Consider the following 18,946-nt stretch of genomic DNA (forward strand, 5'->3'; position numbering starts at 1 on the left):
AAGATTATGTTCAAAATTTGAGATATAAACTTCAAAAAAGAGTCCGCCGTCTCAATTCAAGTGAATGGCGAGTATTTCACTATGTTCTGAAACAATTTTGGGGATTTCTTTTAGATCAGCCAATTTTTTCTGGGATGATACAAGAATTGGATAGTAAAAAATCACTTGTATCAGAGGATGTTGATAAAATTATTAATGACAAACAAGCGCTTGTATTTAACACTGAAAAAGAAAATACATTGGCCTCGTATTCAATTCTGAAAAAATGTGCTGAATCAGACGATGATAGTATTGAAAGAAGTATAGCGTTCAGATACAGCAATGAGTCTAACACAAATGCAGCTCTTGATTCCTTCAAAGACTTATTTGTCGAACCTTTCTATGAATACTTAGATGAAAACCTTGATGACAGTGGATACATCTTATCGCTATTGTTAAAGTATAAACATAAATGTGAATGGTTTGGAAAAGAAGAACTGTACAATTTATGGTCTGAAAACACTCAGAAGGGCGAGAAATTATTAGCTTTAAAATTTTATGAATACCTATATGATAATGGTATAGAATTTTACATAGAACCTTCTTCTGCATCAGGGGAAGCGGATTTGGTATCTGCCCAATCTTCAAATGACCGCTTAATAGCTGATGCTAAAATATTTAACCCTGAAAAAAGTAAAGGAAAAACTTACATAATTGAAGGCTTTAGACAAATATATGATTACACACTCGACTTTAATCAACCTTCTGGATACTTAGTAATATTCAAAACAAGTGAAGAAGAACTGAAATTTACTTTTGCAAATTATTCACAACAAACGCCATTCGTTCAACACAACAGCAAAACTATTTTTTTTATAGTTATTGATCTTTTTCAACATTCTCAGCCTGCATCGAAACGTGGGAAGTTAAAGTCTGTTGAAATCACAGAAGGTGAACTATGGAAAAAAAGTTAATTGGATAATATCATGACCACCAACGGAATCGTACAAAAGATTTGGAATTTCTGTCACACTCTAAGAGATGACGGCGTTGGCTACGGGGATTACCTGGAGCAAATTACCTATCTGCTGTTTTTGAAGATGGCGCATGAATACAGTCAGCCACCCTACAACAGAGATACCAACATCCCGGAAGAATATAATTGGGAAAGCCTGACTGAAAAGAGTGGTTCTGAGTTGGAACAACATTATGTAACCCTGCTCCGGGAACTGGGTAAAGAAAGTGGTATGCTTGGGCAGATTTTTGTGAAAGCCCAAAACAAAATTCAGGACCCGGCTAAGCTCTACAAGCTCATTCAAATGCTGGACGCCGAAAATTGGGTTATGCTGGGCGCGGATGTGAAAGGCGATATCTATGAGGGATTGCTGGAAAAGAACGCTGAGGACACGAAATCCGGCGCCGGACAGTACTTCACGCCTCGGGCTTTGATCAAAACCATGGTAGAGTGTGTCCGCCCGGAACCCAAGAAAACCATTGCCGATCCCGCAGCCGGAACCGGTGGATTTTTCCTCGCTGCCTATGACTACCTACTTGAAAACTACGAGCTCGATAAAGATCAAAAAGAGTTCCTGAAATACCACACCTTCAAAGGATGGGAGATCGTACCAAATACGGCTCGTATGGCGCTCATGAATTTGTTTCTGCATAACATTGGGGATATCAACTCTACACCACCTATTGTCCGAAATGACAGCCTTATAGCGGAACCCAGTGATAAGTTCGACTATGTGCTGGCTAATCCTCCTTTTGGTAAGAAAAGCAGCATCACCGTTACCAATGAAGATGGGACTCAATCCAGAGAAGCACTCACCTACAACCGACAAGATTTCTGGGCAACCTCATCCAACAAACAGCTCAACTTCGTTCAGCATATAAACGCCATGCTGAAAGCCAATGGAGAAGCGGCGGTAGTTCTGCCTGATAATGTATTGTTTGAAGGCGGTGCCGGAGAAACCGTAAGAAAAAAGCTCCTCCAAAATGCAGATGTGCATACAGTTCTTCGTTTACCGACCGGTATCTTTTATGCTCAAGGTGTGAAAGCGAATGTCGTTTTCTTTGATGCCAAACCCGCCTCCAAAGATCCCTGGACAAAAGATGTGTGGTACTATGACTACAGAACCAATATCCACCACACCCTAAAAAAACATCCACTCAGCTTTGATGACCTCAAAGAGTTTGTTGAGCTCTACAATCCTGAAAATCGCCACAATCGAAAAGAAACCTGGAGTGAAGATAATCCCGATGGTCGGTGGAGAAAGTACACCTACGAAGAAATCACCAACCGCGACAAAACCAGCATGGATATCTTTTGGATCAAAGACGATAGCCTCACTGACTTGGATAATCTACCTGATCCGGATATACTGGCTGGTGAAATCGTTGAGAACATTGAAGCAGGGTTAGAAAGTTTTAGGGAGATAGTGAGTTCATTGGAAGAGTAAAAAATAGCCCCACAAGAAAAGTCTTATGGGGCTGAGTACCCGAGAGAGGACTTGAACCTCCACGTCCGAAGACATACGCACCTGAAGCGCACGCGTCTACCAATTCCGCCACTCGGGCATAAAAAATCCCCAAAAGGTAATCCAGATCGGGATTTCAAAGATAGAAATATTTTAAAGCTATTTCACCAAACAGATCAGATTTATTTACAAGTCATTCAGCAAAGAAACCAAACGATCCCAGGATTTATTTCTCGCCTTTACATTTGGATCATCTTGTGGTTTTTCAGGATCATCACCGCTGCGCATGTATGCATGCCCGGCTCCCTCATAGATCTCATATTCATAAGTTTTTCCAAATTGCTCCATGGCTGATTTCGAATCCGTAATGGTAGAGTTTACGCGCTGATCGTTGCCTCCGTAAAATCCATAGACCGGAACTTCTATATTCGAGTAAGCTTCTGTATCTCCGGGACCTGTGCCATAGAAAACAAAAGCAGCATCAATGGCCTCACCGGCATTGGTGGCAAAACGAAAAGATTGTGAACCTCCCCAGCAAAATCCGACAACGGCAAAAGTTCCGTCGCCTGCTTTTATGGTCTTGGCATATTCCAGCACATTCATCAGGTCGGACGTAACGTTTTCCGGTTCCAGGTTGTAAAGAGCCTGTCGGGCCGCGTCGGAGTTTTCAAAATCACCGGTCTTTTCGATCCCTTCAACCGTGTTCGAAATTAAGTCTGGAGCCACGGCTATAAATCCTTTGCCGGCTAACTGGTCTGCAAAACTTCGGGCCCAGTCATTAAGTCCCCGGTTTTCGTGAATTACAATAACTACCGGTGCAGGTTCTGATGTCTCAGGGTAGACCACAAAATTATGCAGGGTTCTGTTATTAGACTCAATAGTAACCCACTCGTGATGGCGGGGTGAGTTTTCGAGCTGATCAACGGCATAGTCTTGAGCTAGTACAGAAAACGTTAATAATGTGATGATGGCGGTAAGTAATGATTTTTTCATGATGCTATAAGATTTGGTTAGTCACAAAGAAACCTGCTTATCAGTTAAAGCATTTCATCTGAAAAATACAAAATGGAACGCTGCATAATTAAGGAGATTAAACAAGTTTAAAAACGTTTGAACTGTGCCTCTAAAACCTTGCACCTTTATCAAAGAAACTTTCCAAACTGTCACACAACTTTAATATCTTCTATCCTCTGAAAAACCTGATAGAAAATTATCTTAATGAGCACTATTGCCCACGAGAAATACGAGGCGGTAATTGGCCTCGAAGTTCATGCCCAGCTACTTACAGAAAGTAAGGCTTTTGCCGCAGTTAAAACTGAATACGGAGGCGCACCTAATTCCCAGGTAACACCGCTTTGTCTCGGACATCCTGGAACACTGCCGGTGATAAACGAAAATTTGGTTCGTTATATCATAAAAATGGGATTGGCTACGAAATGCAGTGTTGCCGAAAAGTCGATCTTTGCCCGCAAAAATTACTTTTATCCTGATCTTCCAAAAGGATATCAGATCTCGCAATTTGATACTCCTATTTGTTTTGATGGGTTTGTGGATATTTCTTTGGACGAATATGACAAGAGAATAGGGATCACCCGAATTCATATGGAAGAGGATGCAGGGAAATCGATTCACGATCAGGATCCTTACAATACGCTGGTGGATCTGAATCGTGCCGGAACCCCGCTTATAGAAATTGTATCTGAACCGGATCTCAGGACTCCCGAAGAAGCGTATGCTTACCTGTCAAAGATCAAGCAGATCGTTCAGTACCTGGAGATCTGTGATGGCAATATGGAAGAGGGAAGTTTGCGGTGCGATGCGAATGTTTCTGTTCGCCCAAGGGGAAGGGAAAAGTTTGGTACACGTACTGAACTTAAGAACATGAACTCATTCCGGAATGTAGAACGTGCCATTCATTATGAAATTTATCGGCAAATAGAATTGATCGAAGACGGAGGGGAGGTAGTTCAGCAAACCCGGCTTTGGGATACCTCAAAATTGCAGAGTCGTGCCATGCGTTCAAAAGAAGAAGCACATGACTACCGCTATTTTCCGGAGCCTGATCTTCCTCCGATCCATGTGACGGATGCAATGCTCGATGACATTCGTGAAGAACTTCCTGAGCTGGCTGATGTTCGCCGTAAAAGGTTTATGGACGATTATGAAATGAGTGTTGATGATGCAATCACTCTAACAGACAGCCGTTACCTGGCCGACTATTATGAAGCAGTGGTAGAACATCTTGGAAATCCAAAAGCTGCTTCCAATATTGTACTGAGTGAAGTATTGAGGGTGCTGAATGAACAAAGTATCGATATTCGTGAATTTTCAATTTCTGCGGAGAAGATCTCTGAATTGGTTAAATTGAAAGAAGAGGACAAAATTAACTCTTCAGCAATGCAACAAATATTCAATGCAATGCTCGAGGACAAAAAAGAACCTGAAGTGTTGGCAAAGGAAATGAACTTAATTCAGGTTTCTGATTCAGGATTTCTTGACCCGATAGTTGATGAAATTATTAAAGACAATCCTGACGAAGTAAAACGTTATAAGGAAGGAAAAACACAGCTAATCGGATTTTTTGTTGGCCAGGCTATGAAGGCTTCCAAAGGAAAGGCTAATCCGAAATTGGTTAAAGATCTAATTACAGAAAAATTAAACGACTGATAACAGTCATTACATAAACATGAAGAATTACACACTATTAGCATCGTTGGCTATTTTACTGTTGGTGACAGCTTGTTCGAATGAACCCAAGCCTCTTGAAACCATTGTTAAAGGCAAGATAACTGTTGCTGACTCTTTGGATGACAGCGGTGATTATTCGGATATTGGGATCGCTATAATAAAGCAGGATTCTGTTAATGCGCCTATTGATACCCTCTTTTATACTCAAACTGATGTAGATGGAAATTTTACTGGCACGGTAAATTTCCCTGCAAAAAATTACTATACCCTCGTACTAAGTCGTAACAATTATGACTTATCAAATTTGAGAGTGATTCTTGCAGATAATGATACGTTAACAGTAAATGCCGAACTTCCGGATGTGGCTGAAAGCCTGGTTTTAGAATCCAGGGAACACGAAGCTATGCGCACGCTTAACCGGGTGGAGCGAAGTTTTCAAAGGGTCGGGGCTTATGCAAGAAGCGGAGCCATACCGGACTCTCAGATTGTGGATGAGATCGAAAAGTGGTCAGACTTATATTGGCAGGTTTATGAAGCCCATGAAAATACGATAGCTTCTTATCTGGCAGCAGAAAAAGCAGCTGAATTGTTAAGCAGTTTAGATCCGGAAGAGATGTTGGATAAAATAGATACGGCATTACCGGAAGACTACATGATCTCGGTTGCACTCAACCTGGGTAAACCTTATATCGCAGAAAGCAAAGGCTTTGAAGCTGCTTCCAACTATCTGGATTCTTTGGCAGAAATATCCACGAATGAATCTGCTCGGGAATTTGTGCAACGAAATAAGATTCAGATGTATTTTGACAGTTCAAGAGTTAGGCAAGCAAAGGAATTATTGGATAAATATGAAAAAAATTATACCGGACCTGCTTCAAAAAAATGGGCTAGAACCATTCGTTATGATCTGAATTATTTAGCTCCGGGCGTTTCTGCTCCTGAGTTTTCTTTTATTACGATGGATGGAGATACGGTAAATAACAGCAGGCTGGAAGGAACTACCTATATTCTTGAGATCTCTCCGGTAGCAAATTATGAATATCAAAATGATTACGACCGTACGCTTATCATTAATGAGATCTATAAAAACTACGGTTTAGAGATCTTCACTATTCCTCTTGACCAAAGTGAAGTAACTGTAAACGCATTTTTTGAAGAACGCCGTAAAGCATGGTCAGTAGCAAAAATAGGGACTTTTGATGTACAACAGGTGATACAGAAATTCAATGTTATACAGGTTCCAACCCGATTATTGATCGATAAGAACGGAGTATTGATCCGGAAATATGAGCGGGGAGAGTTCGATGATGTAATTCAGGGGTTAAATCAAGCATTTAGAGAAGTTAACGCACCAAGTTAAATTTTAATTACACTCACATCATGCGAAGACTATTAATAGCAGGTAACTGGAAAATGAATTGCGGCCCCTACGATGCTGCAGAATTGCTGGAAGGCCTTAAAACCAAGAAGGCTGAAGTTGATGAACATGTGGATGTATTGGTTTGCCCTCCGTTTGTATCTATCGGCATGGCAGTAAAATATTTGTATGACACTGACATTCAGGTTGGTGCTCAAAACCTGCATTTTGAAGAAAACGGAGCCTTTACCGGTGAGATAAGCGGAAGTATGCTTGCCGAAAGCGGATGCAATTACGTGATTGTTGGGCATTCTGAGCGGCGTCAGTATTTCGGGGAAACGGATGAAAGCGTGAACAAAAGGACACAAATAGCCCTTGAGCACAAACTGGCACCGATCATTTGTGTAGGGGAAAGTCTTGAAGAGCGCCAAAAAGACGAACATTTTGAGCTGGTAAAGGATCAAATTACAGCTGCACTTAAGGGGATTTCAGAAACTAATGCACTGGATGTAGTTATTGCTTACGAACCCATCTGGGCAATAGGGACAGGTGAGACCGCTACCCCTGAACAGGCACAGGTAATGCATGAATATATCCGAACAGTCATCTCTGATATTTACAGTAATGAGACAGCTGAGCAGATCAATATTCTGTATGGTGGAAGTATGAAGCCGGCAAATGCACACGAACTTCTGAGCCAGCCTGATGTGGATGGCGGACTCATTGGCGGAGCCAGTCTTGATGCTGACAGCTTCTCTGAGATCATCACAATTGCAGAAGAACTGAGCTGACATGAAATATAACGTTCTGCTATTGGGAAGCGGTGGCCGTGAGCATGCTCTGGCATGGAGTATTAATAAATCTCCGCTGCTAAAGAAATTATACATTGGACCGGGAAATCCAGGGACATCTGAGCTTGGAGAGAATGCAGAGTTGTCCATTTCAGACTTTGATGAGATCTGGTCTTTTATACAAGAAAATGAAATTGACATAACTGTTGTAGGACCTGAACAACCTTTGGTAGATGGAATCGCAAATTTCCTGGAAGCCAAGCTTCATCCCGTTTTTGGCCCCAAGCTGCAGGCCGCTATGCTCGAAGGCAGTAAGGAATTTGCTAAGGAATTCATGCAGCGCCATCAAATACCAACGGCAGCGTATAAGGTTTTTGATCAGGAAGATTTCGATGAAGCAGCGGCCTATATCAGGAAACAAGGCAAATATCCGGTAGTGCTGAAAGCGGATGGACTTGCCGGCGGTAAAGGGGTCTTCATTCCCGAAACGGAAGCCGAAGCCATGAAAATTTTGGAGAATCTGAAGACTAATTCCCCGCTCAAGGAAGCTGCCAGCCGACTGGTGATCGAAGAATTTATGACAGGTGAAGAAGCTTCGGTTTTCGCAATTTCAGATGGAACCTCGTACAAGGTGATCGGTAATGCACAGGATCATAAGCGAATTGGGGAAGGCGATACCGGACTGAATACGGGTGGCATGGGGGCATACTCACCGGCTCCGATAGTTACTGATGAAGTATTGGCAAGAGTTGAAAAAGAGATCATAGAGCCAACTATTTCGGGTATGAAAGAAGAAGAAAATCCCTATGTTGGATTTTTGTATTGTGGGTTGATGATCACGGAAGCCGGCCCCAAAGTAGTTGAGTATAACTGTCGTTTCGGAGATCCGGAATGCCAGGTGATCCTACCAAGGTTGCAATCAGATCTGCTGGAGATCATGGTGGCGGCAACTCAGGTGAAACTTGGGAATGTAGATATTAAGTTTGATGATGAAGTGCGCTGTTGTGTGGTCTTGGCTTCCGGTGGATATCCTGAATCTTATGAAAAAGGGAAGGAGATAACCGGTTTGGATAAGATTGAAAATGCGATCGTTTTTCATGCAGGAACCAAAGAAGAGGATGGAAAGATCTATACAAATGGCGGACGCGTACTCAACATTGTAGGTTCAGGAAAAGGGCTAAAAGAAGCTATTAATGCCACCTACAACGAAGTCAAGAAAGTAACCTTTGAAAAAGCCTACTACCGTTCGGATATTGGAGCAAAAGGGTTAAAACATTAGAACATCGAACATCCAACACTGAACGTTTAAGGAAGAACGGGCATGAATTTTGAATTGTGAATGCTCCATATCGAATAAAAAGTTATTTCAGCTTCGATGTACATCGATCAGGGTGAGGCTTGATCAAGTTCTATGTTCGATATTCAGTGTTGGATGTTCTGTGGCCCAATTCCACTCCTGGGAGGGGATTAAGGGGAGGGTAAAAAGTGGATTAAGAGCAGTCCCGGAAAGATGATCACTTCAGATTCTATTTTTGATGATAGCCTGAGTTTTGAAGAAAAAGTTCTGCGAATTTTTGAATTTCAAAAGCAAAATAATCCCACCTATCAACGATTTTGTGATGCCTTGGAAATCCGGAATGTACAAACCCCTCAAGAAATTCCATTACTGCCAATCCAAGCATTCAAAGACACAGAAGTCATAACCACTGCGGAACATTCAACATTTTTCCAAAGCAGTGGAACGACTGGGATGGAAAGGAGCCGACACTATCTTATAGAGCCTGAGCTTTATCACCAATCCATCATCCGGGGGATGCAATATTTTTATGATCTGGATGAATACGTAATCTGGGCCTATACACCGGGCTACAATCAAAACCCCAATTCTTCATTGATTTGGATGTTGAACACGCTGATCGAACGGGAGGAGTCAGGGTTGAGTAAGTTTCTGGAGTTAGGAAAAAGACTGGATGAATCTGAGCTGGATAAAATTCAGCAGTCAGGAAAGAAACTGATGCTTTTTGGTGCCGCTTTTGGGTTGATGGATATACTGGAGAATCATCCGGTTCAGCTTCCTGAAGATTCTGTGATCCTTGAGACGGGTGGAATGAAAACACACCGCAGGGAAATCACAAAAGAGCAATTACATCAACAGTTGGCCAAAGGATTTGGACTTCCCCAAACCCAAATACACTCCGAATACGGCATGACCGAATTGCTGTCCCAGGCCTATGCCCAAGGCAGTTTATGGTTTGAATGTGTACCGTGGATGAAGGTAAGTATCCGGGATCCAAAAGATCCGATGAAAGAAGTGGAGAACGGGGAAGAAGGACTTATTGGTGTTATCGATCTGGCAAATCTGTATTCCTGCTCATTCATCCTCACCGGTGACAAAGGCATCCAGCGAGAAGATGGTAAGTTCCAGGTATTGGGCAGATGGAATCCTCAAAATCTCCGCGGCTGCAATTTCCTGATCAACCATGATTAAGGGTCGCTGATTTCACGGATTGCACTGATTATAGTATTAAAAAACTCGTTATGAAGGTACACCTTCGTAACGCAGTCCCGCAAGCTCCGGCTTGCAGTGAAGTTATATCAAAACCCGTACCTTATTTGCAGTTCACAAATCAAAAAATAAATCAGCGCAATCCGTGAAATCAGCGATCGATATAACCCAAACTGTTAAAAACTGGCTTGATCCTGAAAATCAGACTCTCCAAAAAGCAGTAGAGAAAACCATTTCAGAAGGATTATTCAGCTCGGAAGACATACAGCATCAGCTTTCTGTACTTCGAGGAAATGTAGAAAACGGTGATGTTGAAGAATGGGTAAAGAGGGCCGGACTGACTGATGAAAAGAATGCCAAGGACAAAAAAGTACTCTGTCTGCACGCGGGGAATTTGCCACTGGTAGGTTTTCAAACCGCAATTGGAGTGATCCTCTCCGGAGCAGATTATTATGGGAAACTCTCCAGAAAAGATCCACATCTGCTCGGGTCATTCCTGAAAGAAATTCAACAAGCGAATATCGGACAAGAGATCCAATTTTCTACCGATCTCGATTCCTTTGAAAATCTGGAAGCAGACAGCGTAGTTTTTGCCGGATCCGAGAACTCTGTTCCTGATGTTAAAGCAGGAATCCAGAAGCGGAGTGCCGCCAAACCGAATGCAACTTATCTCATCCGAACCGCTAAGTTTTCGATGGTTTTTTTGAATAAGTGGAATGAAGAGATAAAAGAAGAATTGGTGGAAGCCATGCTTCGATATGGCGGAAAAGGATGTAGATCGGTGGCTGTAGTGGTGGCCGAATTCGAGCTGGATGAAGTTAAAGAGGAACTGCGAACATCCATTCAAAACTTCTGGAAAGAAAACCCACAACATCAAAAACCGGCACCCGAATTGAAGTACCAATTTGCTTACAACGAAGGAATTCAACGCAATCAGCTGTGGTTGGAGCATTTTTTGATACAGGAAACCGAAGAATTACCCGAAACGGATTTTACGGTGAACTGGGTGCAGGGAGATGAGGAGATAGTAAGGGCGCTCAGGATGAAATTTGGTGAGGTTGTTCAATCGGTTTACACAGCAGGTTCAGAAATTGAAAGATTGAAAACAGATCCGTTATCACAAGCTCAAAATCCACCCATTTGGTGGAAACCGGATGGGGTGGATGTGATCAGAGAATTAATCAGGTAAATCCTGCCAATCCCATAAATCAAGGTTCAAAAACTGGAACCATGATTAACTGGCCTGTAGGATGACCAAGTTTTTACTACATCCCCTCAATATAATCCCCAAACTTCCATTCGGATCTGAAATCGGGTGTCAGTTCCTGTTCGGTCAGCAGTGCCTTAACCATGGCCACGGGAATACTGTTGTTTTGAAGGATGGTATCATGAAATTCTTTTTCGGTCATTTGGCCGGAATCCACCAGTTCCATTCGGAGGGAGTAGAACTGCATGGCTCCCACCATGTAGGCGATCTGGTAGAGCGGTCCGTAGTTACCCTCAAACGAACGCCGGACTTCTGCTTCGGCATTGGCGTATTCGTGTCCCACTTTATCAACTAAATAATCGATGGATTCCTGTGGAGTCCAATTGCCGAGGTGGTAATTCAGCGAAAAGACAATTCGGGCCGCACGGTGCATTCTCCAGTACAGCATCCCGATCTTATCTTCAGGATTGTTCGGGAAGTCTTTCTCCCAAAGCACAAACTCCCAATAAAGCGCCCAGCCTTCCGTCCAGAATGGAGTGCCAAACATCCGTCGGTGCGTCTCATAACGTTGATTCATAAACTGCTGCAGATGGTGACCCGGGATCAATTCATGATGTACTACGGCTTAGAGAAATGTGGATTATTTCCGCGCATGCTCATCATTTTCTCTTCATGTGTCATGGTGTTGGTAGGGTAGGCGATCCTGACGGTTTCACCTCCTAAAAAGAAAGGGGCAATTTTCTGCCACTCGGGACTTAACATCACCATACGCCAGGTTTCTTTGGCGAGATCGGGAATGGTCACCAAATCACGATCTTCCAGGAAAGTAACGGCTTCTTCGGCCAGGTCTTTAACGAGAGGTGGTTGCTCTCCGGCCGGAACATGGGTGGTTTTCACGTACTCAAGGGCTGCTTTCCAGTCATCCCCGTAGCCCAGCTCTCGGGAAGCTCTCAGCATTTCATTGAAGGTCCACTCGTATTGCTCGTTGGCAATATCGATCAGTTCCTGCGGAGTGTAGGAGATCATCTCAAAACCCAATCGGCGATTGATCTCACCTTCTCCGATAGGATTCCCAACGATCCCGCTTTCATCAGCGGCTTCTTTCTCACCATCAAAGTGAGCTTCAGACATTTCAGCATACTCCTCAAGGGAGGCATTCAACGCTTTGAACGGCTCTTCCACCCACCAGGTGAAGTCCGGGTCATAGCCGTAATAGAACCCATACGCTTCTTCGATTCCTTCACGCAGTTCCTCTATGGCATCAGAGAGATAGACGGCTTCTCTTTTAGCCAAAAGTCCATGCGATTCCAACTCCGCTTTTTTGGTGTGAACCGCTGAATTCCAGTTGTTGAACCAAGCCGCAACTTCCTTTCCATCCATGGAATTGCCATTCCTGCGCTGATTGATGAAATTCATGACCTCTCCGGTTGCAGGAAGGAATTGGGAGATATTGTTAAACCGATCCCTATCTGCATTGAGAAAGTAAGCGGAGCGCTGCAGGTCATTTTTGAAAAGCAGGTAATCTACTTGTTGAGGATGAGAAAGTTCTGCGAAATCGAGATCTTCCAACTTTTGCAGCCAATCAGCATAAAACTCATCAAAGCGATCAAAATGCTCTACAGAGGGATCAACGTCATATTTGCGATCAAGGGCACCATAATCGGCGCGGTAGGTGGTGATCATGTCGGCAATAGATTGAGCCGAAACGGAAAGGGTAAATAGTGAGAAGATCAGAACCGTAAAAATTGAGCGCATAACGAAGGGTTGATTAATAGGTAAAGCAATGAAAAGCATTTTTTGGCAAAATTGATATGCAGAAATTGTAAAGGATTCTTGAAACGCTAAAACCAAGAGCTATGGTTCTAAAGTGCATTTTACGTATATTGCATCGATCAATTAATCGTAAAACGATATGGAAACTGTAAAAATATCTCCAAAATTTCAGGTTGTTATTCCTGCCAAAGTCAGAAAATCATTGAACCTAAAAGCAGGTCAGAGAGTTCGAATGATACCGATTGACGGCAAGATAGAAGTTGTTCCGGTGCCCGAAGCTAAATCATTAAGAGGTTTTGCAAAGGGAATTGATACTTCGCTCGAAAGAGAAGAGGATCGGTTTTGAATGTATTGGACTCATCGGGATGGCTGGAATTTTTTACAGATGACAAGCATGCGGATGTTTTTGAACCCATTATCGAAAATGATGAACAGTTACTGGTTCCTTCTATCTGTTTTTACGAAGTGTATAAAGTCTTAAACAGGGAACTGGGGAAATCAAAAGCGCTTGACGGTATTGCTCTGATGGCTAATGGAAAAGAGATCTCAGTTGATCAGGAAATTGCATTGACAGCAGCGCAGATCAATGCTGAGAAAAAGCTTCCCATGGCGGACTCCATGATCTATGCCATTGCTCAAAAATACAATGCTGAATTATGGACATTGGATTCTGATTTTGAAGGGTCAGAAGGTGTCAATTATTTCACAAAAAAGACTTAAGAAATCTTCCACACTGATTTCCTCGGAAAAACCATTTCAATGGTTTCAATAATGGCTTATCTTTGAGGTTCGCAAAAGAAAACAAATTCAACCATTCATTAATGCATTCCTACAAACCGGAAAACATCGAGACCAAGTGGCAAAAGTACTGGCTCGAAAATAAGACCTTCAAAACTCCCACTGATACTTCCAAACCCAAATATTATGTACTGGATATGTTTCCGTATCCAAGTGGGGCAGGGTTGCATGTTGGTCACCCGGAAGGTTATACCGCAACGGATATCATCTCGCGATATAAACGCATGAATGGATTTAATGTATTGCACCCGATCGGCTGGGATGCCTTCGGACTTCCTGCTGAACAGTATGCTGTAAAGACCGGTACGCATCCACGCATTACTACCGAAAAGAATGTGAATAAATTCCGGGAACAGCTTCAGGCTATCGGTTTCAGCTACGACTGGGATCGGGAAGTAAACACAACGGATCCAAATTACTATAAATGGACGCAATGGATCTTCCTTCAGCTTTATAAAAAAGGATTGGCATACGAAGATGAAGTGGCTGTGAATTGGTGTCCCGAGCTGGGAACCGTACTGGCGAATGAGGAAGTGGTGGATGGAAAGAGCGAAGTAGGCGGATATCCTGTAGTCCGTAAACCAATGCGGCAGTGGGTGCTCAAGATCACCGAATATGCCGAAGAACTGCTGCAGGATCTGGAAAAACTGGACTGGCCGGAATCGCTCAAGGAAATGCAGCGTAATTGGATTGGGAAATCGATTGGCGCTGAGATCGACTTTCAAATTGCGAACTATGATGAGAAGCTAAGAGTATTTACAACCCGTCCCGATACCATTTTTGGAGCCACATATATGGTGTTGGCACCGGAGCATCATTTGGTAGACAAGATCACTACGGATGAGCAAAAGAAAGCCATTGAAGATTATAAAGAAAAGGCTGCCAAGAAATCCGATCTGGAGCGACAGGAACTGAATAAAGACAAAACCGGAGCTTTCACCGGGGCCTATGCCATCAATCCTGCAACCGGAAAAGAGATCCCGATCTGGATCGCAGATTATGTGCTGGCGAGTTACGGAACCGGCGCCATCATGGCAGTACCGGGACAGGATGATCGTGACTGGGAATTTGCTGAGAAATTTGATCTGGAGATTATCCGCACTGTTGAACCACCTGAAGATTTTGATGGAAAGGCATATACCGGCGAAGGTCCGGCTATAAATAGTGAGTTTTTGAATGGACTGAATATTGAAGATGCCAAGAAGAAAATCATCCTCTGGCTGGAAGGAAAAGGAGCGGGACAGAAATCCGTAAACTATAAACTGCGTGACTGGCTGTTCTCCCGTCAGCGTTATTGGGGGGAGCCGTTTCCGATCATCCATGTGGATGGTGAGCATAAAGCGCTTCCTGAATCGGAGTTACCTGTTACGCTTCCCGAAGTTGACAAATATCAGCCTACCGGAGATGGGGAGCCGCCATTGGCCAATGCCACAGATTGGGTAAACACCACCGATCCCGAAACCGGAAAACCTGCGAAGCGGGAAACCAACACCATGCCGCAATGGGCGGGTTCTTGTTGGTACTATTTGCGCTACATCAGCCCTGAGTTTGAGGGCGGTCCCGTTGATCCCGATTACGAAAAATACTGGATGCCGGTGGATCTGTATGTTGGTGGAGCTGAACATGCGGTGCTTCACCTGTTGTATGCCCGTTTTTGGCACAAAGTGCTTTATGATATCGGTGTTGTTTCCACGAAAGAACCATTTCAGAAATTGGTAAACCAAGGGATGATCCTGGGTGAAATGGAATTCACCGGCCCTGATGGAGAGAAGGTTGCTGAAGACAAAGTGGAGAAAAAGGGTGAAGGATTTGTCCTAAAAGGAACTGATACCAAAGTAGAAGCTCGTGCCCATAAAATGTCCAAGAGTCGCGGGAATGTCATCAATCCGGATAATGTGATCGCCCAGTACGGAGCTGATTCGCTGCGATTATATGAGATGTTCATGGGTCCGCTGGAACAGGTGAAGCCGTGGAGTACCAAAGGAGTGGAAGGGGTGAACCGATTCCTTAATCGCGTCTGGAGATTATTGGTGGATGACGATTCGGGCGAGATCTCTGACAAAGTGAAAGAGATGAAAGCGACGAAAGAACACCTGAAGCCGCTGCATGAAGCCATTAAAAAAGTAACGGAAGACATAGAGAGCTTACGATTCAATACCGGGATCTCTGCGCTGATGATCTTCGTGAACGAAGCCAATACCTGGAAGGAAATTCCCCTTTCGGTAGCCAAGGAATTTATTCAGATCCTGAATCCATTTGCTCCTCATATCACTGAAGAGTTATGGAGAATGCTTGGTCATGAAAATACGTTGGCGTACGAAGAGTGGCCTGCATTCAACGAAGAATATCTGAAGGATGATACGATCACTTATCCGGTTCAGGTGAACGGTAAAGTCCGTGCCGATATCGAAGTGGATGCAGCCAAAGCCAAAGACAAGGAATATGTGCTTGGCTTAGCAAAATCAGAAGAGAACGTAGCCAAATACCTGGAAGAAGGGAATTTGGTGAAGGAGATCTTTGTGCCTGGACGGATCGTCAATCTGGTGATTAAGTAAAACGGCTCGCTGAGCCGTTTTTGCTTTTTTGGAACCGGAGGTTCTGGCATGCCTTACGAACGAGATGAAAAAGTCAATCAGCTTTTTCTATGTCAATATCCTATAAAAGAGGCTTCCGAATGTAAGAAGAGTACAAGCTGCTAAGAATAAGACACTAATTATGGTCAGGAGATTTCTTTGGTGTTTTATTATTTGCCTAATTCCGATGACTAAAAAAACTATTTGGGCAAATAGAAAAGGTATGGTTAGCAGTTCTCCGAAAAAGCTGATTAGAAAAGATTCTATGCTATAGAGGTTGATCAAATAGATCAGGATAAAATAGGAAACGATTGAAAAATTTATAATCGTCAAATTTTTGTTAGTCAGTAGTTTATTCATTTTAGCCTTTGAGTGGGTTTCACACTGATTGCCAACATTGCTACATTACCAATTCTATTCAGTTATCATTGGAATAACGAAGATAAAATGGAGAAATGGGTGTTAATTTCAAAGCAATAACTAAAGTATAGTTACTTAGATAATCCCAATAAAAAAGCCTGTCCGGAAAACCGAACAGGCTTGGTAAGCTCAATAAAAATTGTTTAGATAAAAAAACGCTCCGACGCAGAGCATCGGAGCGAGTAAAGTCATTGGGCGAATCGCATTCGCCCAATGACTTAATTATTTACCGCTTTTCAACAGGCACCCAATTAAGGTGCTTCTCACCAACGTAAAGAGCACGTGGGCGGATCAAACGGTTGTTTGCGGCTTGTTCCATAAAGTGACCGGTCCAACCTGATACACGGCTCATGGTAAAGATACAGGTGAAAAGATCAGGCTGAATTCCAATGGAATAATATACCGTAGCTGAAAAGAAGTCTACATTAGGATCAATATCTTTTTCGCTCTTCATGGTGTTCAGCATGTCCATTGACCATTCGTATAATTCTTCATGTCCGGTTTCTTCGGAGAGGTCTTTGGACATTTTTTGAAGCAATCGGGCTCGGGGATCAAAGGTCTTGTACACGCGGTGACCAAAGCCGGAAATCTTCTCTTTGTTTGCTAGTTTCTTTTTGGTGAATTCCACAGCATCAGCAGTATCCGGATCTTTATCCAGTTCAAGCAATGTATTCATTACAGCAGTGTTAGCTCCGCCGTGTAGAGGCCCTTTTAATGCACCGATTGCTCCTGTTACCGCAGAGTACATATCAGATTGGGTAGCACAGATAGTTCTGCAGGTAAATGTGGAGGCATTCATTCCGTGTTCAGCATGAAGTATCAGGCAGAGATCCATAGTTTTCTCAGCTTGCTCGCCCGGCTTTTCACCGTTCAGCATATAAAGAAAGTTAAAAGCTGTGCTTCCTTCTTTAAGAGGGGATACTACTTCCTTGCCATGTCTTACACGATCGAAGGCAGCAATAATAGTCGGTATCTTAGCAGTGATGGCAATTGCCTGTCCTTCGAAAAGTTTTTCATCGTACTTACCTTTGGTGTCGTCAAAATCGGCCAGCATTGAAACTGCAGTTCTGAGAACCGCCATTGGCTCAGCACCTTTATCTGTAGCCTGGATGTACTCTAAAACCGGTTGTGGTATATCTCTGTTCTCAACCAATAATTTCTTCAGGCTTTCGAGTTCTTTAGCATTTGGGAGGCGGTCATTCCATAACAAGAAGCATACTTCTTCGAATGTGGCATTTTCAGCCAGGGTATCGATCAGATAGCCGGAATAGATGAGTTCGCCTTTCTGACCATCTATAAAACTCTTGGTAGTTGAAAAAGCTACGATACCGTCAAGGCCTCTGTTGATGTGAGGATATTGTTGCTCGTCAAAGCCTGTATGAATGCCTTCTGACATTGTTTCTCCAAATTTAATGTTAAAGATAAATTACTCGATAAGAGCCAACTTAACGCTGTTAACGAATCTCACTTCCAAAGCGTTTAAAGCCGGTGTAAATTTTTCCAATTCTCTTTTGAGAAGAGCATCGAATATACTAAAATCGATGCACAAAATTAAGTGAAAAAGTATTAAACGATTGTAATGAAATCAGATAGTTTGAAGATAATATGAAGTTAGGAAAATGCATTATCGGATTTTTGAAACATGACTTTATTTGGCTCGTATTAAATAGACAAATGATCTTTATGGATACGTACCACTTCAATGTGGTCGGCCTTATACATTTCTTATTTGCCATTCTTTCGATGGTATTTGGAGCTATAATTATATTAATGAGAAAAGGAGACACAAAATATTCGGATATGTGTATGTAATTTGTATGATTGGGTTGAATATCTCAGCATTAACCATTTATCAATTATTCGGATATTTTAGGCCATTCCATGTCTTTGCCCTATTCAGTCTCGCAACAGTTTTTGCCGGGTTCATTCCAGCCTATAGAAAAAAGCCAAAGGATACTTGGGTGGAATACCATTATGAATTCATGAATTGGTCGGTGGTAGGATGATTGTATGCAGCTTTTTGGTCAGAAACTTTTACGAGGTTCTTTAGTTTTTCAGGTATGACGGATTTTTGGGTTTTGATTGCAGCCGCAACTATTATCACCGTTGTAATTGGTGCTTACTTTATTAAAAAGAAGAAACCGTATTTTGTGACAAAATTCGGTAGCAAAAAAGCTGATTAACTAATCCAGATCTTTTGCCTCATTCCAATACGCATCCATCTCTTCCAGGGAAGAGTCTTTGAGCGCCTTGTCTTGTTCTTTCAGCTTCTGCTCGATGTATCGAAACCGATGCTTGAATATTGATCTATCATGAGGTTTTCTAAAACATTATGAATAAATATATAAGTTTAATTTGCGTTTTTTTTTTTTTG

At 42.7% G+C, this 18,946-nt stretch carries 16 protein-coding genes and 1 tRNA gene; 12 read left to right on the forward strand and 5 right to left on the reverse strand.

Going from position 1 to position 18,946, the window contains the following annotated elements; translation table 11 throughout:
- Both VFM80_RS07445 and VFM80_RS07450 read left to right on the forward strand, forming a co-directional pair.
- A partial coding sequence (locus VFM80_RS07445) for a hypothetical protein (protein ID WP_395071076.1) occupies positions 1-953 on the forward strand: 953 nt, incomplete at its 5' end.
- Positions 954-965: 12 nt separating this feature from the next.
- Positions 966-2,441 carry an N-6 DNA methylase gene (locus VFM80_RS07450; RefSeq protein WP_395071078.1) on the forward strand — a complete coding sequence of 492 codons (1,476 nt, stop codon included), beginning with the start codon at positions 966-968 and terminating at the stop codon, positions 2,439-2,441.
- 36 nt (positions 2,442-2,477) lie between these two features.
- On the opposite strand, the gene VFM80_RS07455 is transcribed toward VFM80_RS07450, so the two are convergent.
- Positions 2,478-2,559: transfer RNA gene (locus VFM80_RS07455), tRNA-Leu, on the reverse strand.
- Between the two features lie 86 nt (positions 2,560-2,645).
- A complete protein-coding gene (locus VFM80_RS07460; protein WP_395071080.1) occupies positions 2,646-3,452 on the reverse strand; it encodes a dienelactone hydrolase family protein in 807 nt (268 codons plus the stop codon).
- Positions 3,453-3,677: 225 nt separating this feature from the next.
- On the opposite strand from VFM80_RS07460, the gene gatB reads away from it, so the two are divergent.
- The 6 genes from gatB (at position 3,678) to VFM80_RS07490 (ending at position 10,990) form a co-directional block, all read left to right on the forward strand.
- The gene (gene gatB / locus VFM80_RS07465) at positions 3,678-5,126 is read left to right on the forward strand and encodes an Asp-tRNA(Asn)/Glu-tRNA(Gln) amidotransferase subunit GatB (RefSeq protein ID WP_395071082.1); all 1,449 of its coding nucleotides are present in this window, start codon (positions 3,678-3,680) and stop codon (positions 5,124-5,126) included.
- A 19-nt stretch (positions 5,127-5,145) separates the two neighbouring features.
- Positions 5,146-6,507 (forward strand): peroxiredoxin family protein, encoded by a 1,362-nt coding sequence (locus VFM80_RS07470; protein ID WP_395071084.1) that lies wholly within the window; start codon positions 5,146-5,148, stop codon positions 6,505-6,507.
- A 20-nt stretch (positions 6,508-6,527) separates the two neighbouring features.
- Positions 6,528-7,295: a triose-phosphate isomerase gene (tpiA, locus tag VFM80_RS07475; RefSeq protein ID WP_395071086.1), complete on the forward strand. Its 768-nt coding sequence runs from the start codon at positions 6,528-6,530 to the stop codon at positions 7,293-7,295.
- A 1-nt stretch (position 7,296) separates the two neighbouring features.
- Positions 7,297-8,574, forward strand: a complete 1,278-nt coding sequence (gene purD / locus VFM80_RS07480; protein WP_395071088.1) for a phosphoribosylamine--glycine ligase — start codon at positions 7,297-7,299, stop codon at positions 8,572-8,574.
- A gap of 231 nt (positions 8,575-8,805) precedes the next feature.
- Positions 8,806-9,783, forward strand: a complete 978-nt coding sequence (locus VFM80_RS07485; protein ID WP_395071090.1) for a hypothetical protein — start codon at positions 8,806-8,808, stop codon at positions 9,781-9,783.
- Positions 9,784-9,946: 163 nt separating this feature from the next.
- Positions 9,947-10,990 carry an acyl-CoA reductase gene (locus VFM80_RS07490; protein ID WP_395071092.1) on the forward strand — a complete coding sequence of 348 codons (1,044 nt, stop codon included), beginning with the start codon at positions 9,947-9,949 and terminating at the stop codon, positions 10,988-10,990.
- 76 nt (positions 10,991-11,066) lie between these two features.
- On the opposite strand, the gene VFM80_RS07495 is transcribed toward VFM80_RS07490, so the two are convergent.
- Positions 11,067-11,585 carry a DUF885 family protein gene (locus VFM80_RS07495; RefSeq protein WP_395071094.1) on the reverse strand — a complete coding sequence of 173 codons (519 nt, stop codon included), beginning with the start codon at positions 11,583-11,585 and terminating at the stop codon, positions 11,067-11,069.
- 41 nt (positions 11,586-11,626) lie between these two features.
- Positions 11,627-12,763, reverse strand: coding sequence for a DUF885 family protein (locus VFM80_RS07500; protein ID WP_395071095.1), 1,137 nt, complete (start codon positions 12,761-12,763; stop codon positions 11,627-11,629).
- A 157-nt stretch (positions 12,764-12,920) separates the two neighbouring features.
- On the opposite strand from VFM80_RS07500, the gene VFM80_RS07505 reads away from it, so the two are divergent.
- The 3 genes from VFM80_RS07505 (at position 12,921) to leuS (ending at position 16,134) form a co-directional block, all read left to right on the forward strand.
- Complete coding sequence (locus VFM80_RS07505) at positions 12,921-13,127, forward strand: AbrB/MazE/SpoVT family DNA-binding domain-containing protein (RefSeq protein WP_395071097.1); 207 nt, start codon at positions 12,921-12,923, stop codon at positions 13,125-13,127.
- Positions 13,124-13,501, forward strand: coding sequence for a type II toxin-antitoxin system VapC family toxin (locus tag VFM80_RS07510; protein WP_395071099.1), 378 nt, complete (start codon positions 13,124-13,126; stop codon positions 13,499-13,501). Before VFM80_RS07505 ends, VFM80_RS07510 begins: the two co-directional genes overlap by 4 nt.
- A 101-nt stretch (positions 13,502-13,602) precedes the next feature.
- Positions 13,603-16,134: a leucine--tRNA ligase gene (gene leuS, locus VFM80_RS07515; protein ID WP_395071101.1), complete on the forward strand. Its 2,532-nt coding sequence runs from the start codon at positions 13,603-13,605 to the stop codon at positions 16,132-16,134.
- Between the two features lie 664 nt (positions 16,135-16,798).
- On the opposite strand, the gene VFM80_RS07520 is transcribed toward leuS, so the two are convergent.
- Positions 16,799-17,968, reverse strand: a complete 1,170-nt coding sequence (locus VFM80_RS07520; protein WP_395071103.1) for a citrate/2-methylcitrate synthase — start codon at positions 17,966-17,968, stop codon at positions 16,799-16,801.
- Positions 17,969-18,338: 370 nt separating this feature from the next.
- On the opposite strand from VFM80_RS07520, the gene VFM80_RS07525 reads away from it, so the two are divergent.
- Positions 18,339-18,578, forward strand: coding sequence for a DUF2306 domain-containing protein (locus VFM80_RS07525; protein WP_395071105.1), 240 nt, complete (start codon positions 18,339-18,341; stop codon positions 18,576-18,578).
- Positions 18,579-18,946: the final 368 nt, after the last annotated feature.

It is taken from the genome of Gracilimonas sp. (genome assembly GCF_035704785.1).
Taxonomy (GTDB): Bacteria; Bacteroidota; Rhodothermia; order Balneolales; family Balneolaceae; genus Gracilimonas.